We start from the raw sequence: 20,771 nt of genomic DNA on the forward strand, positions 1-20,771 counted from the left end.
GCCGGCCGACGGCGGCGTCAGGCGCCCGGCGTCGGGAAGAAGATGCCCGCGCGTTGCGCGGCATTCGCGATGTGCGTCTCGATCGCCGTGCCGGCCGCGGCCGCATCGCGGGCGATCAACGCGTCGACGATCGCACGGTGCTCGTGCCACGTCGACAGCAGCAGCTCGCGCCGATAGAACGGCATGCGCTGGCTTTCCTTCATGATGTCCGCGCTGCTGCGCAGCACTGACTCGATCGCCGCGTTGCCCGCGAGATGGATGATCCGCATGTGGAAGTCGAAGTCGAGCCGCGACGCTTCGTCGAGTGCGCTTTCGGTCAGCGCGACGTGCAGGTCGGCGAGGTTGTCCTCGAACCATGCGATGTCGTCGTCGGTGACGACGTGCGCGGCCATCCGCGCGGCGAACCCTTCGAGCGCGTAGCGCATCTGGTACGTGTCGGGCGGCGACGATTGCTCGGCGAACTGCCACGGATGGGCGGCCGTCGCCTGGGCGCTTTCGACATAGACGCCCTTGCCGGCGCGGATGCGCAGCATCCCGAGCGCCTCGAGCGTGGAGAGCGCCTCACGCAGCGACGCGCGGCTGATTTCCAGCTCCTCGGAGAGCTGGCGCTGGGCCGGCAGCAGGCTGCCGACCGGATACACGCCTGCCTCGATCCGGTCGCGGATCGTCGCGATGGCGGCGTCGGTCACGGTGTGCGGAACGTTTTTCATGATGTGAACGATGGCCGGTCTGACCGGCATTGTAATCCGCCCGCGCACGATGCATGACCGGCCTACGGGAAAGCCACGATCCGCCCCCGCATGCGCGGGAAATCCCTATTTTGTTCGCCCTTGACGCGACTATATCGGCTTCCTACTATCCACCATAACATCACTGGTCTTACCAGTATGAACAGACGAAACTGCAACCGTTGGATCGGGAGAGCGCCGTGTCGAAATTCCTCAATTCGCTGTTTGGCCGGGTAGTCGTCGCATTAATCCTGGGGGTCGCGCTCGGCGCGTTCTTCCCGCATTTCGCCGAGTCGCTGCGACCGCTCGGCGACGGCTTCCTGAAGCTCATCAAGATGGTCATCGGCCCGATCGTGTTCTGCGTCGTGGTCAGCGGGATGGCCAATGCGGGCGACCTGAAGAAGGTCGGCCGGGTCGGCCTGAAGGCGGTCGTCTACTTCGAGGTGATGACGACGATCGCGCTCGGCATCGGGCTCGTCCTCGCGTGGCTGACGCGCCCGGGCGTCGGAATGAACATCGACCTGCGCTCGCTCGACGCGGCCTCGCTCTCGTCGTATGCGAAGAACGCCGAAAGCCTGAAGGATACGGCCGGCTACCTGATGAAGATCATCCCCGAGACCGCGATCGACGCGTTCGCGAAGGGCGACATCCTGCAGATCCTCGTGTTCGCGGTGCTGTTCGGCTCCGCGCTGTCGCTGCTCGGTGACAAGGCGCAGCGCGTGAACAGCCTGATCGAGGAACTGTCGCACGTGTTCTTCCGCATCATCGGCTTCATCATCAAGCTCGCGCCGCTCGGCGTGCTCGGCGCGATTGCGTTCACGACCGGCAAGTACGGCGTCGCGTCGCTCAAGCAGCTCGGCTACCTCGTCGCCGTGTTCTACCTGAGCTGCATCGTGTTCGTCACGGTCGTGCTCGGCATCGTGATGCGCATCGCGGGCTTCTCGGTGTTCAAGCTGATCCGCTACCTGCGCGAGGAGCTGTCGATCGTGCTCGGCACGGCGTCGTCGGACGCGGTGCTGCCGCAGGTGATGAGCAAGCTCGAATACATGGGCATCAAGGATTCGACGGTCGGCCTGGTGATCCCGACCGGCTATTCGTTCAACCTCGACGGCTTTTCGATCTACCTGACGCTCGCCGTGCTGTTCATCGCGCAGGCCACCAACACACCGCTGTCCACGCATGACCTGATCGTCGTGCTGCTGGTATCGCTCGTCACGTCGAAGGGCGCGCACGGGATTCCGGGGTCGGCGATCGTGATCCTTGCGGCGACGCTGTCGGCGATTCCCGCGATTCCGGTGCTCGGCCTCGTGCTGATCCTGCCGGTCGACTGGTTCGTCGGCATCGCCCGCGCGCTGACCAACCTGATCGGCAACTGCGTCGCGACGGTGGTCGTCGCCGTGTGGGAGAACGACATCGACCGGGCCCGCGCGACGCGCGTGCTGAACCGCGAACTGCGCTATGTGGCCGACGAGCAGGGCAGCGCCGCACCGGTCGCCGGCGACCAGGCCCACGCGCTCTGAGCGTCCTCGCGCGAAGCGGCTTCCCCGACCGCTTCGCGCGAACGAATTTCCTGCGGCCGGCGCCACGATGCGCCGGCCCTCATCAAGATAATGGAGACGACATGGCAGCCCCCATCCTCGATCCGAACGCGCCGGCCTTCACGCGGCGCTACATGAACCTCGCCGACCCGCGCCTGGGCGCGCAGGCGCTCTTCGCCAGCGACGAATTCTTCGCGCCGAAGGAGCGCATGCTGAATCCCGAGCCGGCCGTCTTCATTCCCGGCAAGTACGACGACCACGGCAAGTGGATGGACGGCTGGGAAACGCGCCGCAAGCGCACCACCGGCCACGACTTCTGCGTGGTCCGGCTCGCGCGGCCGGGCGTGATTCACGGCGTCGATCTCGATACGAGCCACTTCACCGGCAACTTCCCGCCGGCCGCGTCGATCGAGGCATGCGCGGTGGACGGCGACACGCCGCCGGACGACGCCGAATGGCGCACGATCGTGCCCGCGACGACGCTGCAGGGCAATTCGCACCACTACGTGAGCGTCGACGATGCGCAGCCGGTCACGCACCTGCGCGTGAACCTGTATCCGGACGGCGGGCTCGCGCGGCTGCGCGTATACGGCCAGCCGCAGCGCGACTGGCGCCACGTGCCGGCCGGCGAGCTCGTCGATCTCGCGGCGATCGAGAACGGCGGCTACCTGGTGGCCGCGAACAACCAGCACTTCGGTCCGGCCTCGCAGATGCTGATGCCGGGGCGCGGCGCGAACATGGGCGACGGCTGGGAAACGCGGCGCCGCCGCGAGCCCGGCAACGACTGGGCGATCGTCGCGCTGGCGCGGCCGGGCATCATCCGGCGCGTCGAGGTCGACACGGCGTTCTTCAAGGGCAACTTCCCCGACCGCTGTTCGCTGCAGGCCGCGCGGGTCGCGGGCGGCACCGACGATTCGCTCGTCACGCAGGCGATGTTCTGGGCCGAACTGCTCGGCGAGCAGAAGCTGCAGATGGACCACGTGCATACGTTCGACCAGCTCGCGGCGCTCGGCCCCGTCACGCACGTGCGCTTCAACATCTTCCCGGACGGCGGCGTGTCGCGCCTGCGTCTGTGGGGCGAGCCGGCTTGAGGGAGGAATCGGCATGAGCGGACCACACATCCTGCGCGTCGAGCGCCTGACCCGCGAGGCGTTCGCGCCGTTCGGCGACGTGATCGCGCTCGAAGGCGCGCGGCACTTCCCGATCAACGGCGGCACGACCGAGCGCTTCCACGATCTCGCGACGATCGACGTCTGCGCGGACGGCGGCCGGCCGCTCGTCAGCGTGTTTCGCGCGCAGCCGCGCGCGCTGCCGGTCGCGATCACGCTGATGGAGCGCCATCCGCACGGCAGCCAGGCGTTCATTCCGCTCGCGGCCGTGTCGCGCTACGCGATCGTCGTCGCGCCGGCCGGCGAGTTCCGGCCCGACGCGATGCGCGCGTTTCTCGCCGAAGGCTGGCAGGGCGTGAACTACGCGAAGGGCGTCTGGCACCATCCGCTGCTCGCGCTCGACGCGGTCAGCGACTTCGTGATCGTCGATCGTGGCGGCCCGCAGCCGAACTGCGACGAGATTCCGCTCGACGACGCGTGGGCGCTCGAGTTCGCGCCGGCGTGCGCGAGCGCGGCCTGACGCACGACGAAGGCGTCGGGCGTCGAGCATCGCGCGCCACACGGCGGCGGCACGGCTCGCCGCTCACGATCGGAAACATTCCCGAACCGGCCCGCACGCAATGTGCGGGCCTTTTCCATTCCGATCCCGAAAACAACACGGCCCGGACGGCGAGATGCCGGCCGGGCCGTGGCGCAGGCGTGAAGCGTGCGGATCAGTGCTTGCGGTGCGGGCAGTTCTCGGTCGTGCAGGAGCCGTACATCGCGAGCGAGTGTTCCTGGAGCCGGAAGCCGCGTTCCTTCGCGATCGCCTGCTGGCGGCTTTCGATCTCGGCATCGAAGAATTCCTCGACGCGGCCGCAATCGAGGCAGACGAGGTGATCGTGGTGCGAGCCTTCGTTCAGTTCGAACACGGCCTTGCCGGATTCGAAGTTGCTGCGCGTGAGCAGGCCGGCCTGCTCGAACTGCGTCAGCACGCGGTAAACGGTGGCGAGCCCGATGTCGAGCTGCTCGTTGAGCAGGTTGCGGTAGACGTCTTCGGCCGTCAGGTGACGCACCGGGCTTTGCTGGAAGATCTCGAGAATCTTGAGGCGCGGTAGGGTGGCCTTTAGCCCGATATTCTTGAGATCCGTCGGATTGGTCATGGCTAGGCATCCCTAGAGTACAATGCAGGGCTTCAATGTTACCGGCTTTTCGCCGTTCCAGAAACACGCGCGGCCTGCGACGCGGGCCTGCACGGTGACGGAAATGTTCCCGGAATCTCTTTCGCACCTTCAGAGGAGTCGCATGCGGAGTGCCATCATCGCTGCCGCCGCCGTTGCCGCGCTGGCTGGTTGTTCGTCGTACGACAGCGTGACGCAGCGCATCGCGCAAAGCATCACGCCCTATCGGATCACTGTCGTGCAGGGCAACTTCGTGTCGCAGGAGAAGGCCGCGCAGCTGCAGGCCGGAATGACGCGCGAGCAGGTCCGCGCGCTGCTCGGCACGCCGCTGCTGTCGGACATGTTCCATGCCGACCGCTGGGATTACCTCTTTTACTTCAAGCGCGGCTCGACGTCCGTCGTCCAGCAGCGCGACCTCGTGCTGACGTTCGCGGGTGATCGCCTCGCGAGCTGGACGGGCGCCGAGAACCTGCCTTCCGAACTCGACCTGCTGGCCGATATCGACGGCGATCGCGGTGGCAAGAAGGCGAAGGCCGCAGCCGCGGCGAAGAAGGCGTCCGAAGCCGCTGCTGCCGCGAGCGCCGCGCAGGCGGCCGCTGCCGCGAGCCCGTCCGCCGAGCCGGTTTCCGGCGCGGTCGTCGATCAGGATGCCAACGCCCAGGCGGCGCGCGCGGCGAACCGCGCGACCAACCAGGTGTCGGGGCAGGGCACGACCGCTCGCCGCTTCACGCCGTCCGCGCAGGCCTCGGGTGGCGCGCCGGTGCCGGGCGGCCAGCCGCCGGGCGCCGCGCCGGCGATCCAGCCGCAATTCCAGTTCCATCGCCCGCCTCAGCCGAACGTGTCGAACGAGGCGTCGCCGCCGGTCGGCCCGCGGGGTTCGGACAACCTGCAGAATCAGCCGCTCACCGCGCCGGCCCAGTCGCAGTAAGCGGCCGGCGAGCGGAAACAGGGCGGCATGCGCCGCCCGCCTTTAGACCTGTCGTGTAGAAAGCCATGAAGATTGCGATTGCCGGTGCATCGGGCCGTATGGGCCGGATGCTGATCGAAGCCGTTCTCAACGATTCCGACGCGCAGCTCGTCGGCGCGCTCGACCGCGCCGATTCGCCGTTCCTCGGCCAGGACGCGGGCGCGTTCCTCGGCAAGGAAACCGGGATCAAGCTGACCGACGACCTCGACGCCGTGTTCGCACAGGCCGACTACCTGATCGACTTCACGCGGCCGGAAGGCACGATCGCGCACGTCGCGGCCGCGCTGCGCCACGACGTGAAGCTCGTGATCGGCACGACCGGCTTCACCGCCGAGCAGAAGGCGGAGCTGCAGGCCGCGGCAGGCAAGATCGGCATCGTGTTCGCGGCGAACATGAGCGTCGGCGTGAACGTCACGCTGAAGCTGCTCGAATTCGCGGCGAAGCATTTCTCGCACGGCTACGACATCGAGATCATCGAGGCGCATCATCGTCACAAGGTCGACGCGCCGTCGGGCACCGCGCTGATGATGGGCGAGGCCGTTGCCGGCGCGCTCGGGCGCTCGCTCGACGAATGCGCGGTGTACGGCCGCCACGGCGTGACGGGCGAACGCGATCCGTCGACGATCGGCTTTGCGGCCGTGCGCGGCGGCGACATCGTCGGCGATCACACCGTGCTGTTCGCCGGGATCGGCGAACGGATCGAGATCACGCACAAGTCGTCGAGCCGCGTGTCGTACGCGCAGGGCGCGCTGCGTGCGGTCCGCTTCCTGTCGGCGCGCGGCGCCGGCCTGTTCGACATGCAGGACGTGCTCGGCCTGCGCTGACCCTCACGGGGAAACTCCGATGGCGATTCCCACCGGCGTTGTCCACTACCTCGAAAGCGGCGATGCGATCACGCACGCCGTCGCCTATGTGCTGCTGGCGATGTCCGTCGCCAGCTGGTGCTTCCTCCTCATGAAAGCCTGGCTGCTGGTCCGCGCGAAGCGGCAGGGGCCACGGGCGCTCGCCTCGTTCTGGCGGGCGGCGTCGCTCGACGCCGGCATCGCCGCGCTCGCCGATGCCGATCGCGAGCGCGTGTTCGTACCGCTCGCCGAAGCCGCGCGCGATGCGGCCGACGAACACGATCCGGCCGCGCTCGCCGCGCGTGTCGAGCGCAGCGAACGCGTACTGCGCGCGCTGCGTCACGCGATGCTGCGCTCGCAGCGGCGTCTCGAGTTCGGTCAGGTGCTGCTCGCATCGATCGGCAGCACCGCGCCGTTCGTCGGGCTGCTCGGCACCGTCTGGGGCATCTACCACGCGCTCGGCAGCATCGCCGCGAGCGGACAGGCGCAGATCGAGAACGTCGCGGGGCCGGTCGGCGAGGCGCTGATCATGACCGCGTTCGGGCTCGTCGTCGCGATCCCCGCAGTGCTCGCCTACAACATCCTCGGGCGGCTCGTGCGCCAGCTCGCAGAGGAACTCGACGGCTTCGCGCGCGACCTGCACGTATTCGTGTGCGCGCAGGGCGCCTGACGCGCGGCCGGGAGGAACGATCATGGCATTCGGCGGACTGGAGCATCACAAGACGTCCGCGCCGATGGCGGAGATCAACATGACGCCGCTGATCGACGTGATGCTCGTGCTGCTCGTTATCTTCATCATCACCGCGCCGCTGATGACGCACGCGATCCGGCTCGACCTGCCGAAGGTCGCGGCCAGCGTTGCGCGCGACACGCCGCAGTCGGTCACGCTGTCGATCGACGACGCCGGCAAACTTTACTGGGACGACGCGCCCGTCGCACTCGACGCGCTGCCGGCGCGCTTCCGGGCCGCCGCCACGGGCGCTGCGCCGCCCGAGCTGCGGCTGCGCGCATCGCGCGCGACCCGCTACGACGTGATCGCGCAGGTGATGGGCGCCGCGCAGGCCGCGGGCCTCACGCGGATCGGCTTCGTCACCGACATGCCGCCGGCGGGCACCGCCGCGCCGGCTGCCGCGGGCGCGGCACGCTGACGCGCAGGCCGCCCGCGCGGCCGGGCGGGCAAGAATGCATGGCCGGCCCGCGAGACCGGCCGTCCCGCCCGCCACGGACGGTATAATCGTCGTTTCCGCCCGGTTGGCAGGGTTTCGCCGGGTAACCTGGAGACCCTCCGGGTTACCCGGCGAATATCCGGAACCATGAGGCAGGCCCGAGAACCGTGAGCCTGCTCCCGCCGCCGGGCTGCCCGATTTCGTCCACTTCCGCGTGCCCGCCCCGTGGCGCGCCGCTTAAAGCCTAGTCCGAACCACACCATGCACGAGAGATACGTACCCGCCGACGTCGAAGCCGCCGCTCAGGGCGACTGGCGCGCAGCCGATGCCTACAAGACGAAGGAAGATTCGCAGAAGCCGAAGTTCTACTGCGTGTCGATGCTGCCGTACCCGTCCGGCAAGCTGCACATGGGTCACGTGCGCAACTACACGATCAACGACGTGATGTACCGCTATCTGCGGATGAACGGCTACAACACGCTGATGCCGATGGGCTGGGACGCGTTCGGGATGCCGGCCGAGAACGCCGCGATGGCGAACGGCGTGCCGCCCGCGAAGTGGACCTACGACAACATCGACTACATGAAGGGCCAGATGCAGTCGATGGGCCTCGCGATCGACTGGTCGCGCGAGATCGCGACGTGCAAGCCCGACTACTACAAGTGGAACCAGTGGCTGTTCCTGAAGATGCTCGAGAAGGGCATCGCGTACAAGAAGACGGGCACCGTGAACTGGGACCCGGTCGACCAGACCGTGCTCGCGAACGAGCAGGTGATCGACGGCCGCGGCTGGCGCTCGGGCGCGCTCGTCGAGAAGCGCGAGATCCCGATGTACTACCTGCGCATCACGCAGTACGCGGACGAGCTGCTGAACGACCTCGACGGCCTCGGCTGGCCCGAGCGCGTGAAGATCATGCAGCAGAACTGGATCGGCAAGAGCTTCGGCGTGAACTTCGGCTTCCCGTACGAACTCGACGGCGAGAAGGCGCTCCTGCGCGTGTTCACGACGCGTGCCGACACGATCATGGGCGTCACGTTCTGCGCGATCGCGGCCGAGCACCCGCTCGCCACGCGCCTTGCGCAGGGCAAGCCGGAACTGCAGGCGTTCATCGACGAATGCAAGCGCGGCGGCGTCGCCGAGGCCGATGTCGCGACGATGGAGAAGAAGGGCGTCGCGACGGGCTTCACGGTATCGCATCCGCTGACGGGCGAGCCGGTCGAGGTGTGGATCGGCAACTACGTGCTGATGAGCTATGGCGAAGGCGCGGTGATGGGCGTGCCGGCGCACGACGAGCGCGACTTCGCGTTCGCGAAGAAATACGACCTGCCGATCAAGCAGGTGATCGCGGCCGAAGGCCAGACGTACTCGCTGGACGCATGGCAGGAGTGGTACGGCGACAAGGAAGTCGCGGTCTGCGTCAACAGCGGCAAGTACGACGGCATGGCATACGGCGCGGCGGTCGATGCGATCGCGGCCGACCTGAAGGCCGGCGGCTTCGGCGACAAGCAGGTCACGTGGCGCCTGCGTGACTGGGGCGTGTCGCGCCAGCGCTACTGGGGCACGCCTATCCCGATCATCCACTGCCCGTCGTGCGGCGACGTGCCGGTGCCGGAGCAGGACCTGCCGGTCGTGCTGCCGGAAGACCTCGTGCCGGACGGCTCGGGCAACCCGCTCGCGAAGTCGGAAGCGTTCCTGAACTGCACGTGCCCGAAGTGCGGCGCGGCCGCGAAGCGCGAGACCGACACGATGGACACGTTCGTCGATTCGTCGTGGTACTTCTCGCGCTACACGGCGCCGGACGCCGAGACGATGGTCGACGCGCGCACCGATTACTGGATGCCGATGGATCAGTACATCGGCGGCATCGAGCACGCGATCCTGCACCTGCTGTATTCGCGCTTCTGGACCAAGGTGATGCGTGACCTCGGCCTCGTGAAGTTCGGCGAGCCGGCGAAGAACCTGCTGACGCAGGGCATGGTGCTGAACGAGACGTTCTACCGCGAGGATGCATCGGGCAAGAAGACCTGGTACAACCCGGCCGACGTGACGGTCACGCACGACGACAAGGGTCGCCCGGTCGGCGCGACGCTGAACACCGACGGCCAGCCGGTGGTGCTCGGCGGCATCGAGAAGATGTCGAAGTCGAAGAACAACGGCGTCGATCCGCAGGTGCTGATCGACCAGTACGGCGCCGATACCGCGCGCCTGTTCACGATGTTCGCCGCACCGCCCGAGCAGCAGCTCGAGTGGTCGGGCGCGGGCGTCGAAGGCGCGAGCCGCTTCCTGCGTCGCGTGTGGAGCTTCGGCGCGACGAACCGCGAAGCGCTCGCCGCGCGCGCGGGCTTCGACGCGGCCGCGCTCGGCGACGCCGACAAGGCACTGCGCCGCGAGATCTACAGCGTGCTGAAGCAGGCTGATTTCGACTACCAGCGTTTGCAGTACAACACGGTCGTGTCGGCCGCAATGAAGATGCTGAACGCGATCGACGGCGCGAAGGGCGCGACGCCCGGCGTGCTGCGCGAGACGTACGGCGTGCTGCTGCGCGTGCTGTACCCTGTCGTGCCGCACGTGACGTTCGAGCTGTGGAAGGCGCTCGGCTACGCGGACGAATTCGGCCCGCTGCTGGACGCCCCGTGGCCGAAGGTCGACGAGGCCGCGCTCGAGCAGGCCGAGATCGAACTCGTGCTGCAGGTGAACGGCAAGGTGCGCGGCGCGCTGAAGGTGGCGAAGGACGCGAGCCGCGAGGCGATCGAAGCCGCGGCGGTGGCCGACGAAGCATTCGCGAAGTTCAGCGACGGCAAGCCGGCGAAGAAGATCGTCGTCGTGCCGGGCCGCCTCGTGAACATCGTCGTCTGACGGCCGCAGGCCGTCGGGCGTACACAGAAGGAGCGAAGGTGATCCGCAGATCGTTTTTGATGCTCGCCGTCGGCAGCGCGGTCGCGCTGTCGGCATGCGGCTTCCAGCTGCGCGGCCAGCAGGACTACGCGTTCAAGCACCTGCTGGTGGCCGGTGCGCCGGCGCCCGTCGAGGCGCGTCTCACGCGCCTCGTCGAGGCCGGCAGCGACACGAAGATCGTCAAGTCGGCGGACGACGCCGACGCCGTGCTGAGCATGTGGGAGTCGCGTGGCCAGAACACGCTGACGCTCAACAAGTTCGGCTCGGCGCAGGAATACGCGTTGTTCTATACGCTGAACTACACGCTGACGAGCAAGGACGGCACCGTGCTGATCCCGCCGAGCGCGATCGCGCTGAACCGCGCGATGACGTACAGCGATCAGTACACGAACGCGAAGGCACAGGAAGCCGACATCCTGTACGGCGACATGCAGAACGATGCGGTCGACCAGCTGATGCGGCGTCTTGCGATCGTCCACTCGCTGACGCCGGCGCCGGAGGACGTGGTGCCGGGCGTTGCGCCGCGCGCGCCGCTGCCGCCGCCGCCGCTCTGATCGCCCGCGCACGCACCGATGCAATTGCGACTTGATGCGCTGGAGCCGCACCTCGCGAAGGGGATGGCCGGGCTCTACATCGTCTACGGCGACGAGCCGCTGCTCGCGCAGGAAGCGTGCGACCGCATTCGTGCGGCCGCGCGCGCGGCCGGCTTCACCGAACGTTCGGTGCATACGGTCGAGCGCGGCTTCGACTGGAGCGTGCTGCTCGGCGCGACCCAGGCGATGTCGCTGTTCGGCGAGCGTCAGCTGATCGAGCTGCGCATTCCGTCGGGCAAGCCCGGCAAGGAAGGCGCCGACGCGCTCAAGACGCTCGCGGCGACACCCAATCCCGACGCGCTGCTGCTCGTCACGTTGCCGCGCCTCGACGCGGCAACGCAGAAATCCGCGTGGTTTACCGCGCTGCAGAACGGCGGCGTCGCGCTGAAGATCGACCCGGTCGACCGTGCGCAGCTGCCGAACTGGATCGGCCAGCGTCTGTCGATGCAGGGCCAGCGCGCCGCGCCGGGCGACGATGGCCGGCGCGCGCTGCAGTTCATCGCGGAGCGCGTCGAGGGCAACCTGCTCGCCGCGCACCAGGAAATTCAGAAGCTCGGGCTGCTCTATCCGCAGGGCGTGCTGTCGTTCGAGCAGGTGCACGACGCGGTGTTGAACGTCGCGCGCTACGACGTCTTCAAGCTGAACGAGGCGATGCTCGCGGGCGACGCAGCGCGGCTCGCGCGGATGATCGACGGGTTGAAGGGCGAGGGCGAGGCGATCGTGCTCGTGATGTGGGCCGTCGTCGAGGAATTGCGCACGCTGCTGCGGATCAAGCGCGGCGCGACGGCCGGCAAGCCGCTCGCCACGCTGCTGCGCGAGAACCGCGTGTGGGGCCCGCGCGAACGGCTGATCGGCCCCGCGCTGAACCGCGTGTCGGAAGCGGTTCTCGAGAAGGCGCTCGCGTTCGCCGCGAAGCTCGACCGGCAGGTGAAGGGGCTGTCGGCCGTCACGCCGGGCCGCCGCACGCAGGACGATCCGCCGCCCGATCCGTGGGATGGCCTGTTCCAGCTCGCGATGACGGTGGCAGGCGCCCGCGGCGAGCGACCGCCGACCGCGGGTCGCGTGCGTCGTTAAGCCCTGTCCGGGCCTTCAGCGCACGCATCGCAACCCGCTTACAATGTTTCGATAGCTGGCGCGGCCCGCTTGCCGCCGCGCTCCACGCTTCCCACGAATTCACGCCGCGCCAAGCGGCTCGCTTTTCGAGTCACACGATGGATATCGACCAGTACATGACGGACCTGGGCCGCCGTGCCCGGCACGCTTCCCGCGCGATGGCGCGCGCCAGCACGGCCGCGAAGAACGCCGCGCTCGACGCCGTGGCCCGCGCGATCGAGCGCGACGCGCAGGCGCTGAAGGATGCGAATGCACGCGACGTCGCCCGTGCCCGTGAAAAGGGGCTCGATGCGGCGTTCATCGACCGCCTGACGCTGTCAGACAAGGCGCTGAAGACGATGGTCGAAGGCCTGCGTCAGGTTGCGTCGCTGGCCGATCCGATCGGCGAGATCGGCAATCTCAAGTACCGCCCGAGCGGGATCCAGGTCGGCCAGATGCGCGTGCCGCTCGGCGTGATCGGCATCATTTACGAGTCGCGCCCGAACGTGACGATCGACGCGGCCGCGCTGTGCCTGAAGTCGGGCAACGCGACGATCCTGCGCGGCGGCTCCGAGGCGCTCGAATCGAACGCGGCGCTCGCGAAGCTGATCGGCGAAGGGCTCGAGGCGGCCGGCCTGCCGCAGGATGCCGTGCAGGTCGTCGCGACAGCCGATCGCGCGGCGGTCGGCAAGCTGATCACGATGACCGAATACGTCGACGTGATCGTGCCGCGCGGCGGCAAGAGCCTGATCGAGCGCCTGATCAACGAGGCACGCGTGCCGATGATCAAGCACCTCGACGGCATCTGCCACGTGTATGTCGACGATCGTGCCGATCTCGCCAAGGCGCTGACGGTGTGCGACAACGCGAAGACGCACCGCTACGGCACCTGCAACACGATGGAAACGCTGCTCGTTGCGAGCGGCATCGCGGCGACGCTGTTGCCGCCGCTCGGCAAGCTGTATCGCGACAAGCAGGTCGAGCTGCGCGTCGATGCTGCCGCGCGCGCGGTGCTCGCCGAGGCCGGTATCGGGCCGCTCGTCGACGCCACCGACGAAGACTGGCACACCGAATATCTCGCGCCGGTGCTCGCGATCAAGGTCGTCGACGGCCTCGACGCCGCGATCGAGCACATCAACCACTACGGATCGCACCACACCGATGCGATCGTCACCGAGGATCACGACCGTGCGATGCGCTTCCTGCGCGAAGTCGACTCGGCGAGCGTGATGGTCAATGCGTCGACGCGCTTCGCGGATGGCTTCGAATTCGGCCTCGGCGCGGAAATCGGCATCTCGAACGACAAGCTGCACGCACGCGGCCCCGTCGGCCTGGAAGGGCTCACGTCGCTGAAGTACGTCGTGCTCGGGCACGGCGAAGGCCGTCAGTAAAGCGAGGCGCACAACCGATGGCAATGCTCTGGGTCAAGACGTTCCATATCGTTCTGATCGCCGCGTGGTTCGCGGGCCTGTTCTACCTGCCGCGCATCTACGTGAACCTGGCCATGGAAACCGATCCGGCCGCGGTGCGGCGCCTGTTGCTGATGGCGCGCAAGCTGTTTCGCTTCATGACGATGATCGCCGTGCCGGCGCTCGCATGCGGGCTGTGGCTCTGGCTTGTGATCGGAATCGGCCAGGGGCAGGGCTGGATCCACGCGAAGGTGACGGTCGTGCTGCTGCTCGTGATCTATCACGCGTACTGCGGGCACCTGCTGAAGGTGTTCGAGCGCGGAGAGAACAAGCGCACCGACAAGTGGTATCGCGTGTTCAACGAACTGCCGGTGCTCGGCATGCTCGCGGCGGTCGCGCTGGTCGTGATCAAGCCGTTCTGAACTTTCCGGCGGCATGCCGGCAGTCGATCGATGCGCAACGGCGTCCCTCGGGGCGCCGTTTTCATGTGCGCGTCGTACGCGTCATTCCTTCGTCTGGTCGTCGATCCGGCGGCGCGTGATCGCTTCCTTCGCGCGGCCGACGCGCTCCATCAGCGCGGGTCCGCGCGACAGCGCAACGCCGACCGCGAGGATGTCGCCGATCGCGAGATGGGACATCCGCGACGTCATCGGCGAGAACACGTCGGTTTCCTCGGCCACGTTCGACGCGAGGCTCACCGTCGCGAGCTTCGCGAGCGGCGAGTGGCTCTGCGTGATCGCGACGACTTTCGCGCCGCACGCGAGCGCCGAGCGCGCGGCATCGACGATATCGCGCGTGCGGCCGGTGTTCGAGATCGCGACGACGACGTCGTGCGGCCCGAGCAGCGCGGACGACATCGAGAACGTGTGCGGGTCCGAATACGCGACGCTCGGTACGCCGAGCCGGAAGAACTTGTGCTGGATGTCCTGCGCGGCGATGCCCGAGCCGCCGGCGCCGTAGAACTCGATGCGCGACGCGTTCGACAGCAGCGCGATCGCGTCGGCGACGCTGCCGGCCGACAAGCTGTTGCGCACTTCGATCAGCGCGCCGATCGTGCGGTCGAACACCTTGCCGATGATGCCGGGCGCGGGCTCGTCGGGCTCGACGTCGCGATAGACGGACGACACGCCAGGCGCGACGCTCTGCGCGAGCCGGATCTTGAATTCGCGAAAGCCGCTGCAGCCGAGCGCCTGGCAAAAGCGCGCGATGGTCGGCTGGCTGACGCCCGCGCGGGTCGACAGCTCGGTCATCGCGAGGTCGAGCACCTCGCGCGGCGCGGCGAGAATGTAGTCGGCGAGCTTGCGCTCGGACGGGCGCAGGTCGGCGCGGATCGCTTCAATGCGAGGCAGCATGGGACGGCGAATGAAAATCGGGTTCGGATGAGCGAGTGTATCTCAATCGAATTGTAGAAAATCTACATGAAAATTCTAGCTCAATCGACAGAGATTCCCTGGGCGATGAGTGCCGAAGATTAGGGTTTTCACTAGGTAAAGCCTTGCTGGTGGCGGGAATAAGGGTTGCGCGCATGTGAATCCGCATTGCATGCGTGTAGTTTTTCTACTAGACTGGCTTCGTTCGTTCGACGCACTCGACCGTCCCCACGATTCCAACCGCCGGTGTCGTCCGGCATACAGGAGCGCCCAGCATGACGTCGCTGCACCCCACCCTGGCGAAAGTCACCGAACGCGTGATCGCCCGCAGCCAATCGACCCGTTCCGCCTATCTGCAGCGCATCGACGGCGCGCAGGGCAAGTTCCCGGCGCGTGGTGCGCTGTCGTGCGCGAACCTCGCGCACGGCTTCGCGGGTCTCGAAGGCAGCGACAAATTCCAGATCAAGGCGATCCGCGAGCCGAACATCGGCATCGTGTCCTCGTACAACGAGATGCTGTCCGCGCACGCGCCGTACAAGGATTTCCCCGACATCATCAAGGCCGCCGCACGCGAGAACGGCGGCGTCGCGCAGTTCGCGGGCGGCGTGCCCGCGATGTGCGACGGCGTCACGCAGGGCAATCCAGGGATGGAGCTGTCGCTGTTCTCGCGCGAGGCGATCGCGATGGGCACGGCGATCGCGCTCACGCACAACATGTTCGACGCGGCGCTCTGCCTCGGCATCTGCGACAAGATCGTGCCGGGCCTGCTGATCGGCGCGCTCCAGTTCGGCCACCTGCCGACCATCTTCGTGCCGGCCGGCCCGATGACGAGCGGCCTGTCGAACGACGACAAGGCGAAGATCCGCCAGCAGTTCGCGACCGGCCAGGTCGGCCGCGACGCACTGCTCGAAGCCGAATCGGCCGCGTATCACGGCCATGGCACCTGCACGTTCTACGGCACCGCGAATAGCAACCAGATGCTGATGGAACTGATGGGCCTGCACCTGCCGGGTTCGGCGTTCGTTCATCCGCACACGCCGCTGCGTACCGCACTGACGGCCGAAGCCGCACGCCGCGTGCTCGACCTGACGGTCGAGCGCGGCCAGTACACGCCGATCGGCCATGTGATCGACGAGAAGGCGATCGTCAACGGGATCGTCGCGCTGCTCGCGACGGGCGGCTCGACCAACCACACGCTGCACCTCGTCGCGATCGCGCGCGCGGCCGGCATCCTGATCGACTGGAACGATTTCGACGAGCTGTCGGCGGTCGTGCCGCTGCTCGCGAAGATCTACCCGAACGGCAAGGCCGACGTGAACCATTTCCACGCGGCCGGCGGCGTCGCGTTCCTGGTGCGCAACCTGCTCGAAGGCGGGCTGCTGCACGAGGACGTGACGACCGTCGCGGGCAAGGGACTGTCGCACTACACGAAGGAGCCGAAGCTGATCGACGACAAGCTGACGTGGGTCGACGGCACGGCCGAGAGCCACGACACGAAGGTGCTGCGCGGCATTCGCGACCCGTTCCAGCCGGACGGCGGCCTGCGCCTGATGCAGGGCCGGCTCGGCCGCGGCGTGATCAAGATTTCGGCGGTCGCGCCCGAGCACCGCAAGGTGACCGCGCCCGCGATCGTGTTCGATTCGCAGGAAGCCGTGCAGGCGGCCTTCGATCGCGGCGAGCTGAAGCGCGATTTCGTCGCGGTCGTGCGCTTCCAGGGCGCGCGCGCCAACGGGATGCCCGAGCTGCACCGTTTGACGCCGCTGCTCGGCGTGCTGCAGGATCAGGGCTTCCACGTCGGGCTCGTGACCGACGGCCGCATGTCCGGTGCGTCGGGCAAGGTGCCGGCCGTGATCCACGTGTCGCCGGAAGCGCTGCTGGCGGGCCCGCTCGGGAAGGTGAAGACGGGCGACACGCTCGTGATCGACGCGGAAGCCGGCATCCTCGACATCGAGGTCGACGACGCCGAGTGGCAGGCGCGCCCGGTCGCGCAGCCGCTGCATCAGGCCGAGAACGAAGTCGGTTTCGGTCGCGAACTGTTCGGCGTGTTCCGCGCGGCGGCCGCGCCGGCCGAGCAGGGCGCATCGGTTTTCGGGGCGCTGGTCGGCGAAGCGGCCGTCCGCGTCTCTGCATGAATTTCAAGGAGCGAATTTGATGAAGACGATTGCTGAAATCGTGAAGCTGGGCCCGGTGATTCCGGTGCTCGCATTCGACTCGGTCGAGCAGGGCGAACACGTGTCGCGCGCGTTGCACGCGGGTGGCGTCAAGGTGCTCGAGATCACGCTGCGTACGCCGGCGGGCCTGGAGGCGATCCAGCGCGCGAGCCAGCTCGCGGACGACATCGTCGTCGGCGTCGGCACGATCACGAAGCCCGAGCACTGCGAGCAGGCGAAGCGCGCGGGGGCGAAGTTCGGCGTGTCGCCGGGCCTGACGAAGGATCTGCACCTCGCGTCGCTCGACGCCGGCCTGCCGCTGCTGCCGGGCGTGATGACGCCGAGCGACATCATTCAGGCGCTCGAATTCGGCTACGAAATCGTCAAGTTCTTCCCCGCGCAGCAGGCCGGCGGCGTGCCGATGCTGCAGGCGTTCCACGGCCCGTTCCCGGCGCTGAAGTTCTGTCCGACGGGCGGCATCACGGTCGACACCGCGCCGAATTTCCTGAAGCTGCCGAACGTCGTGTGCGTCGGCGGTTCGTGGCTCACGCCGAAGGCCGCGCTCGCCGCGCAGGACTGGGCCGAGGTCACGCGTCTTGCGCAAGCCGCAAGCCAGCTTCACCGTTAATACTTGTACGAAATGAAGGTTTGACCCTCGGCAAGCAAGCGCTTAGTGCTTGTTTTACCGAGGGTTTTTGCTGATGGAACCGGTTCTATCCGCGGGCCGTAAAGATAAGTAAAATTCAGCGTCCTCACGGGGTGGGTACCCCCCGTGTTTCGGAGACCTGCATAGCCGGGCATACTCGCAACAGCTCGCCCGGTTTCGAACAATTCAAGGAGGAGTGCCACATGGGGGCTGTCCAAGGCAGCATGCTGCTCGTATTCACGCTGATCGCGATTGCCGCGCTGATCCTGATGATCGCGCGCTACAAGATCTACCCGTTCCTGGTGCTGATCATCGTTTCGCTGGGCCTGGGTCTCGTCGTCGGCATGCCGATGGACAAGATCGTCAAGTCGTTCGAAACGGGCACGGGCGGCACGCTCGGCCACATCGCGATCGTCGTCGGCCTCGGCACGATGCTCGGCAAGATGATGGCCGAATCGGGCGGCGCCGAACGGATCGCGACCACGCTGATCGACTGGTTCGGTGAAAAGAACATCCACTGGGCGATGATGTTCGTCGCGATCATCGTCGGCTTGCCGGTGTTCTTCGAAGTCGGCTTCGTGCTGCTGATCCCGATCGCGTTCAACGTCGCGAAGCGCACCGGCAAGTCGCTGCTCGTCGTCGGTCTGCCGATGGTGGCCGGCCTGTCCGTCGTGCACGGGCTGATCCCGCCGCACCCGGCCGCGCTGCTGGCCGTTCAGCAATACGGCGCCGATATCGGCAAGACGATCGCGTTCGGCCTGATCGTCGGCGTGCCGACCGCGATCATCGCCGGTCCGCTGTTCGCGCTGATGATCTCGAAGTTCGTGAAGCTGCCGGAAAACAACCCGCTCGCGGCGCAGTTCGTCGATACGCATACGGACGGTCGCAAGCGCGAACTGCCGAGTTTCGGCATCACGCTGTTCACGATCCTGCTGCCCGTCGTGCTGATGCTCGTCGGCAGCTGGGCCGACCTGGTGTTCGCACCGAAGTCGCTGCCGAACAACCTGCTGCGCTTTGCCGGCAACTCCGACGTCGCGCTGCTGATCGCCGTGCTCGTGAGCTTCTTCACGTTCGGCAAGCTGCAGGGCTTCAACCGCGACCAGATCCAGAAGTTCTGCGGCGAGTGCCTGGCGCCGATCGCCGGCATCACGCTGATCGTCGGTGCGGGCGGCGGCTTCGGCGGCGTCCTGCGCGACAGCGGGATCTCGCAGCAGATCGTCGAGACCGCGAAGCACGCGCACCTGTCGCCGTTGCTGCTCGGCTGGTTCGTCGCGGCGCTGATGCGTCTGGCGACGGGTTCGGCGACGGTCGCGATGACGACGGCCTGCGGCATCGTCGCGCCGATCGCCGCGGCGTCGGGCGCGGCGGTTCGTCCGGAGCTGCTCGTGCTCGCGACGGGCTCGGGCTCGCTGATCTTCTCGCACGTGAACGACGGCGGCTTCTGGCTGATCAAGGAATATTTCGGGATGACGGTCGGCCAGACGTTCAAGACCTGGTCGCTGCTTGAAACCATCATCTCGGTGCTCGGTCTGAGCTTTACGCTGTTGCTGAGCGTGGTTTTGTAACAAGGGGTAGTCAATGATTCTGATCGCAATGGGCGTGTCGGGCGCGGGCAAATCGCGAATCGGCGAAATGCTGGCAGAACGCCTGTCGTGCAGCTATACCGACGGCGACGCGTTTCACAGCGCGGCGAACAAGGAAAAGATGCACAACGGCATTCCGCTGACCGACGACGACCGCTGGCCGTGGCTGCGCACGATCCGCGCGGCCATCGAGGAGAAGCAGCGTGCCGGCGAGACCGCCGTGTTCACCTGCTCGTCGCTGAAGCGGTCGTACCGCGACGTGCTGCGCGGCTCCGACACCGACGTGCGGTTCGTGTATCTGAAGGGTTCGTTCGAGGTGTTGCACGAGCGCCTGAAGACCCGCACCGGCCATTTCTTCGATCCGTCGCTGCTGAAGAGCCAGCTCGACACGCTCGAGGAACCGGGCCCGGATGAAGCGATCGTGGTCAGCATCGAGCTGACGCCCGAACAGATCGTCGATCAGGTCATGCTGAAGATCGGTATCGCGCAGCAGCACTGAGCGCGGTTCGCGGTATTCCATCTGACGGGGTGTGCAGATGAATTGATCCGGCAATGACAGATACGAAAAACCCCCCAAGGGCTGAGTCCTGTATTGCGCAGGCCTCAGCCCTTTCCGTATGAGCGTGTGGTGTTCGCGGAAATCCCGGTACGACGCACCGTATCGTTGTTCGCGGCGATTCTTGCACCGCCTTGCCTCGCGTGACTTGCGCTCGGCCCGGAGTCACTTCTTGTCGCGGGGAAGTTTTTTGAATTTGCCGCCAGTTACCCAACCGTCGCCGGACTGGCACTGGACCTTGGTGTACATGTCGACTTTGCCCGCCATGTCCATTCCGGGCTCGCAACTATCCGACGGTTGAAGGAAGAAAATGATCTTTCCGTCGACACCGTCGTAGACAGGAATGCGATCTTCAGCAACCCATGTTTCATCTGGGTGTGCGGAGCAACTGATCATCAAGGTTGATAGCAGCGAAATGACGCTACTTTTTCGGATAAACATGCTCGGTAACGAGTCGTCGAGAATGCTTTAATCCTATCATGAGGTCGGCAGGGGAAATTGTATCCATAAATGACCAGCGCGGATCATGCGCCTGTATCCCTGCTGCTTCCAATATCTCGGCAATATTGGAAGAGCAGCTATTTGTGAATAGGGAGTAGGGTTTGTTGGCTGCTATCCGCCCGTGAATTTCGGTAAGAATCTTCTGCTTTTCCGAGGCGGTTACTCTCAGCACGTAGCCCCACGAGTCTCGATGCATGTCAACCTGCTGACGATGCAAATAATGTTCTTTTGTGTCGGTGTCCCAGCCTGTCGGAGCACGTCCATATTCTTGATTGTTAATGACGATAGCAGTGTGACCGAACTGCGACCCTCTGGAAACCATTCGTGAATCGCTGATAATTACCTCGATGGTTTCGTGGCTGGTGTCTACGGATATCCCCTTTGCATTGGAGTCGGTCGTTGGGGTAGTCGTTTTTGAGGCCACTCTCAACAGCGGCTTTCCGGATTTCGATTTGATGGCGTCCAT

21 protein-coding genes are annotated in these 20,771 nt (G+C 66.5%); 16 read left to right on the forward strand and 5 right to left on the reverse strand.

Going from position 1 to position 20,771, the window contains the following annotated elements:
- Positions 1–17 precede the first annotated feature (17 nt).
- Positions 18–740, reverse strand: a complete 723-nt coding sequence (locus WS87_RS03860) for a FadR/GntR family transcriptional regulator (protein WP_175911119.1) — start codon at positions 738–740, stop codon at positions 18–20.
- Positions 741–928: 188 nt separating this feature from the next.
- Here WS87_RS03860 and WS87_RS03865 point away from each other — a divergent pair, with 188 nt between their 5' ends.
- The 3 genes from WS87_RS03865 (at position 929) to WS87_RS03875 (ending at position 3,895) form a co-directional block, all read left to right on the forward strand.
- A complete protein-coding gene (locus WS87_RS03865) occupies positions 929–2,248 on the forward strand; it encodes a C4-dicarboxylate transporter DctA (protein WP_059535511.1) in 1,320 nt (439 codons plus the stop codon).
- Positions 2,249–2,349: 101 nt separating this feature from the next.
- Positions 2,350–3,357, forward strand: coding sequence for an allantoicase (gene alc, locus WS87_RS03870; protein ID WP_059689080.1), 1,008 nt, complete (start codon positions 2,350–2,352; stop codon positions 3,355–3,357).
- A 13-nt stretch (positions 3,358–3,370) separates the two neighbouring features.
- Positions 3,371–3,895, forward strand: a complete 525-nt coding sequence (locus WS87_RS03875) for an ureidoglycolate lyase (RefSeq protein WP_059535280.1) — start codon at positions 3,371–3,373, stop codon at positions 3,893–3,895.
- A gap of 193 nt (positions 3,896–4,088) precedes the next feature.
- On the opposite strand, the gene fur is transcribed toward WS87_RS03875, so the two are convergent.
- Positions 4,089–4,517 carry a ferric iron uptake transcriptional regulator gene (gene fur / locus WS87_RS03880; protein ID WP_006753314.1) on the reverse strand — a complete coding sequence of 143 codons (429 nt, stop codon included), beginning with the start codon at positions 4,515–4,517 and terminating at the stop codon, positions 4,089–4,091.
- A 142-nt stretch (positions 4,518–4,659) separates the two neighbouring features.
- Between fur and WS87_RS03885 the strand changes: the two genes are divergently transcribed.
- The 9 genes from WS87_RS03885 (at position 4,660) to WS87_RS03925 (ending at position 13,921) form a co-directional block, all read left to right on the forward strand.
- A complete protein-coding gene (locus WS87_RS03885; RefSeq protein ID WP_059535282.1) occupies positions 4,660–5,463 on the forward strand; it encodes an outer membrane protein assembly factor BamE in 804 nt (267 codons plus the stop codon).
- A 65-nt stretch (positions 5,464–5,528) separates the two neighbouring features.
- Positions 5,529–6,326 carry a 4-hydroxy-tetrahydrodipicolinate reductase gene (gene dapB, locus WS87_RS03890; protein ID WP_059535284.1) on the forward strand — a complete coding sequence of 266 codons (798 nt, stop codon included), beginning with the start codon at positions 5,529–5,531 and terminating at the stop codon, positions 6,324–6,326.
- Positions 6,327–6,345: 19 nt separating this feature from the next.
- Positions 6,346–7,014 carry a MotA/TolQ/ExbB proton channel family protein gene (locus WS87_RS03895; RefSeq protein WP_059535286.1) on the forward strand — a complete coding sequence of 223 codons (669 nt, stop codon included), beginning with the start codon at positions 6,346–6,348 and terminating at the stop codon, positions 7,012–7,014.
- 22 nt (positions 7,015–7,036) lie between these two features.
- Positions 7,037–7,492, forward strand: coding sequence for an ExbD/TolR family protein (locus WS87_RS03900; protein WP_059820432.1), 456 nt, complete (start codon positions 7,037–7,039; stop codon positions 7,490–7,492).
- A 279-nt stretch (positions 7,493–7,771) separates the two neighbouring features.
- A complete protein-coding gene (gene leuS, locus WS87_RS03905; RefSeq protein ID WP_059820433.1) occupies positions 7,772–10,366 on the forward strand; it encodes a leucine--tRNA ligase in 2,595 nt (864 codons plus the stop codon).
- Between the two features lie 38 nt (positions 10,367–10,404).
- The gene (locus WS87_RS03910) at positions 10,405–10,959 is read left to right on the forward strand and encodes an LPS-assembly lipoprotein LptE (RefSeq protein WP_059820434.1); all 555 of its coding nucleotides are present in this window, start codon (positions 10,405–10,407) and stop codon (positions 10,957–10,959) included.
- Between the two features lie 18 nt (positions 10,960–10,977).
- A complete protein-coding gene (holA, locus tag WS87_RS03915) occupies positions 10,978–12,072 on the forward strand; it encodes a DNA polymerase III subunit delta (protein ID WP_059820435.1) in 1,095 nt (364 codons plus the stop codon).
- 137 nt (positions 12,073–12,209) lie between these two features.
- The gene (locus WS87_RS03920) at positions 12,210–13,481 is read left to right on the forward strand and encodes a glutamate-5-semialdehyde dehydrogenase (RefSeq protein ID WP_059820436.1); all 1,272 of its coding nucleotides are present in this window, start codon (positions 12,210–12,212) and stop codon (positions 13,479–13,481) included.
- Positions 13,482–13,498: 17 nt separating this feature from the next.
- The gene (locus WS87_RS03925; protein ID WP_107938103.1) at positions 13,499–13,921 is read left to right on the forward strand and encodes a CopD family protein; all 423 of its coding nucleotides are present in this window, start codon (positions 13,499–13,501) and stop codon (positions 13,919–13,921) included.
- An 81-nt stretch (positions 13,922–14,002) separates the two neighbouring features.
- On the opposite strand, the gene WS87_RS03930 is transcribed toward WS87_RS03925, so the two are convergent.
- On the reverse strand, positions 14,003–14,851 hold the full coding sequence (locus WS87_RS03930; protein ID WP_059820437.1) for a MurR/RpiR family transcriptional regulator: 849 nt from the start codon (positions 14,849–14,851) through the stop codon (positions 14,003–14,005).
- Positions 14,852–15,144: 293 nt separating this feature from the next.
- Here WS87_RS03930 and edd point away from each other — a divergent pair, with 293 nt between their 5' ends.
- From edd to WS87_RS03960, 4 genes are all read left to right on the forward strand, one after another.
- The gene (gene edd / locus WS87_RS03940) at positions 15,145–17,001 is read left to right on the forward strand and encodes a phosphogluconate dehydratase (protein WP_059820438.1); all 1,857 of its coding nucleotides are present in this window, start codon (positions 15,145–15,147) and stop codon (positions 16,999–17,001) included.
- A 19-nt stretch (positions 17,002–17,020) separates the two neighbouring features.
- Positions 17,021–17,647 (forward strand): bifunctional 4-hydroxy-2-oxoglutarate aldolase/2-dehydro-3-deoxy-phosphogluconate aldolase, encoded by a 627-nt coding sequence (eda, locus tag WS87_RS03945; RefSeq protein ID WP_059465387.1) that lies wholly within the window; start codon positions 17,021–17,023, stop codon positions 17,645–17,647.
- 221 nt (positions 17,648–17,868) lie between these two features.
- The gene (locus tag WS87_RS03955) at positions 17,869–19,230 is read left to right on the forward strand and encodes a GntP family permease (RefSeq protein WP_059535304.1); all 1,362 of its coding nucleotides are present in this window, start codon (positions 17,869–17,871) and stop codon (positions 19,228–19,230) included.
- A 13-nt stretch (positions 19,231–19,243) separates the two neighbouring features.
- Positions 19,244–19,747, forward strand: coding sequence for a gluconokinase (locus tag WS87_RS03960; protein WP_059535306.1), 504 nt, complete (start codon positions 19,244–19,246; stop codon positions 19,745–19,747).
- Positions 19,748–19,969: 222 nt separating this feature from the next.
- Here WS87_RS03960 and WS87_RS03965 read toward each other — a convergent pair whose 3' ends face one another.
- The gene (locus WS87_RS03965) at positions 19,970–20,245 is read right to left on the reverse strand and encodes a hypothetical protein (RefSeq protein WP_059820439.1); all 276 of its coding nucleotides are present in this window, start codon (positions 20,243–20,245) and stop codon (positions 19,970–19,972) included.
- The gene (locus WS87_RS03970; protein WP_082750738.1) at positions 20,226–20,771 is read right to left on the reverse strand and encodes a lipoprotein N-acyltransferase Lnb domain-containing protein; all 546 of its coding nucleotides are present in this window, start codon (positions 20,769–20,771) and stop codon (positions 20,226–20,228) included. The genes WS87_RS03965 and WS87_RS03970 overlap by 20 nt, the downstream gene beginning before the upstream one ends.

This window comes from Burkholderia sp. MSMB0856, from assembly GCF_001524645.2.
In the GTDB taxonomy this organism is placed as follows: Bacteria; Pseudomonadota; Gammaproteobacteria; order Burkholderiales; family Burkholderiaceae; genus Burkholderia; species Burkholderia diffusa.

Coding starts and splice junctions, on each gene's coding strand:
- WS87_RS03920 (WP_059820436.1), top strand. CDS start 12,210: ATGGATATCGACCAGTACATGACGGACCTGGGCCGCCGTGCCCGGCAC.
- WS87_RS03900 (WP_059820432.1), top strand. CDS start 7,037: ATGGCATTCGGCGGACTGGAGCATCACAAGACGTCCGCGCCGATGGCG.
- WS87_RS03970 (WP_082750738.1), bottom strand. CDS start 20,771: ATGGACGCCATCAAATCGAAATCCGGAAAGCCGCTGTTGAGAGTGGCC.
- WS87_RS03860 (WP_175911119.1), bottom strand. CDS start 740: ATGCCGGTCAGACCGGCCATCGTTCACATCATGAAAAACGTTCCGCAC.
- WS87_RS03925 (WP_107938103.1), top strand. CDS start 13,499: ATGGCAATGCTCTGGGTCAAGACGTTCCATATCGTTCTGATCGCCGCG.
- WS87_RS03960 (WP_059535306.1), top strand. CDS start 19,244: ATGATTCTGATCGCAATGGGCGTGTCGGGCGCGGGCAAATCGCGAATC.
- WS87_RS03965 (WP_059820439.1), bottom strand. CDS start 20,245: ATGTTTATCCGAAAAAGTAGCGTCATTTCGCTGCTATCAACCTTGATG.
- WS87_RS03875 (WP_059535280.1), top strand. CDS start 3,371: ATGAGCGGACCACACATCCTGCGCGTCGAGCGCCTGACCCGCGAGGCG.
- edd (WP_059820438.1), top strand. CDS start 15,145: ATGACGTCGCTGCACCCCACCCTGGCGAAAGTCACCGAACGCGTGATC.
- leuS (WP_059820433.1), top strand. CDS start 7,772: ATGCACGAGAGATACGTACCCGCCGACGTCGAAGCCGCCGCTCAGGGC.
- dapB (WP_059535284.1), top strand. CDS start 5,529: ATGAAGATTGCGATTGCCGGTGCATCGGGCCGTATGGGCCGGATGCTG.
- fur (WP_006753314.1), bottom strand. CDS start 4,517: ATGACCAATCCGACGGATCTCAAGAATATCGGGCTAAAGGCCACCCTA.
- WS87_RS03895 (WP_059535286.1), top strand. CDS start 6,346: ATGGCGATTCCCACCGGCGTTGTCCACTACCTCGAAAGCGGCGATGCG.
- holA (WP_059820435.1), top strand. CDS start 10,978: ATGCAATTGCGACTTGATGCGCTGGAGCCGCACCTCGCGAAGGGGATG.
- alc (WP_059689080.1), top strand. CDS start 2,350: ATGGCAGCCCCCATCCTCGATCCGAACGCGCCGGCCTTCACGCGGCGC.
- WS87_RS03955 (WP_059535304.1), top strand. CDS start 17,869: ATGGGGGCTGTCCAAGGCAGCATGCTGCTCGTATTCACGCTGATCGCG.
- WS87_RS03930 (WP_059820437.1), bottom strand. CDS start 14,851: ATGCTGCCTCGCATTGAAGCGATCCGCGCCGACCTGCGCCCGTCCGAG.
- WS87_RS03885 (WP_059535282.1), top strand. CDS start 4,660: ATGCGGAGTGCCATCATCGCTGCCGCCGCCGTTGCCGCGCTGGCTGGT.
- eda (WP_059465387.1), top strand. CDS start 17,021: ATGAAGACGATTGCTGAAATCGTGAAGCTGGGCCCGGTGATTCCGGTG.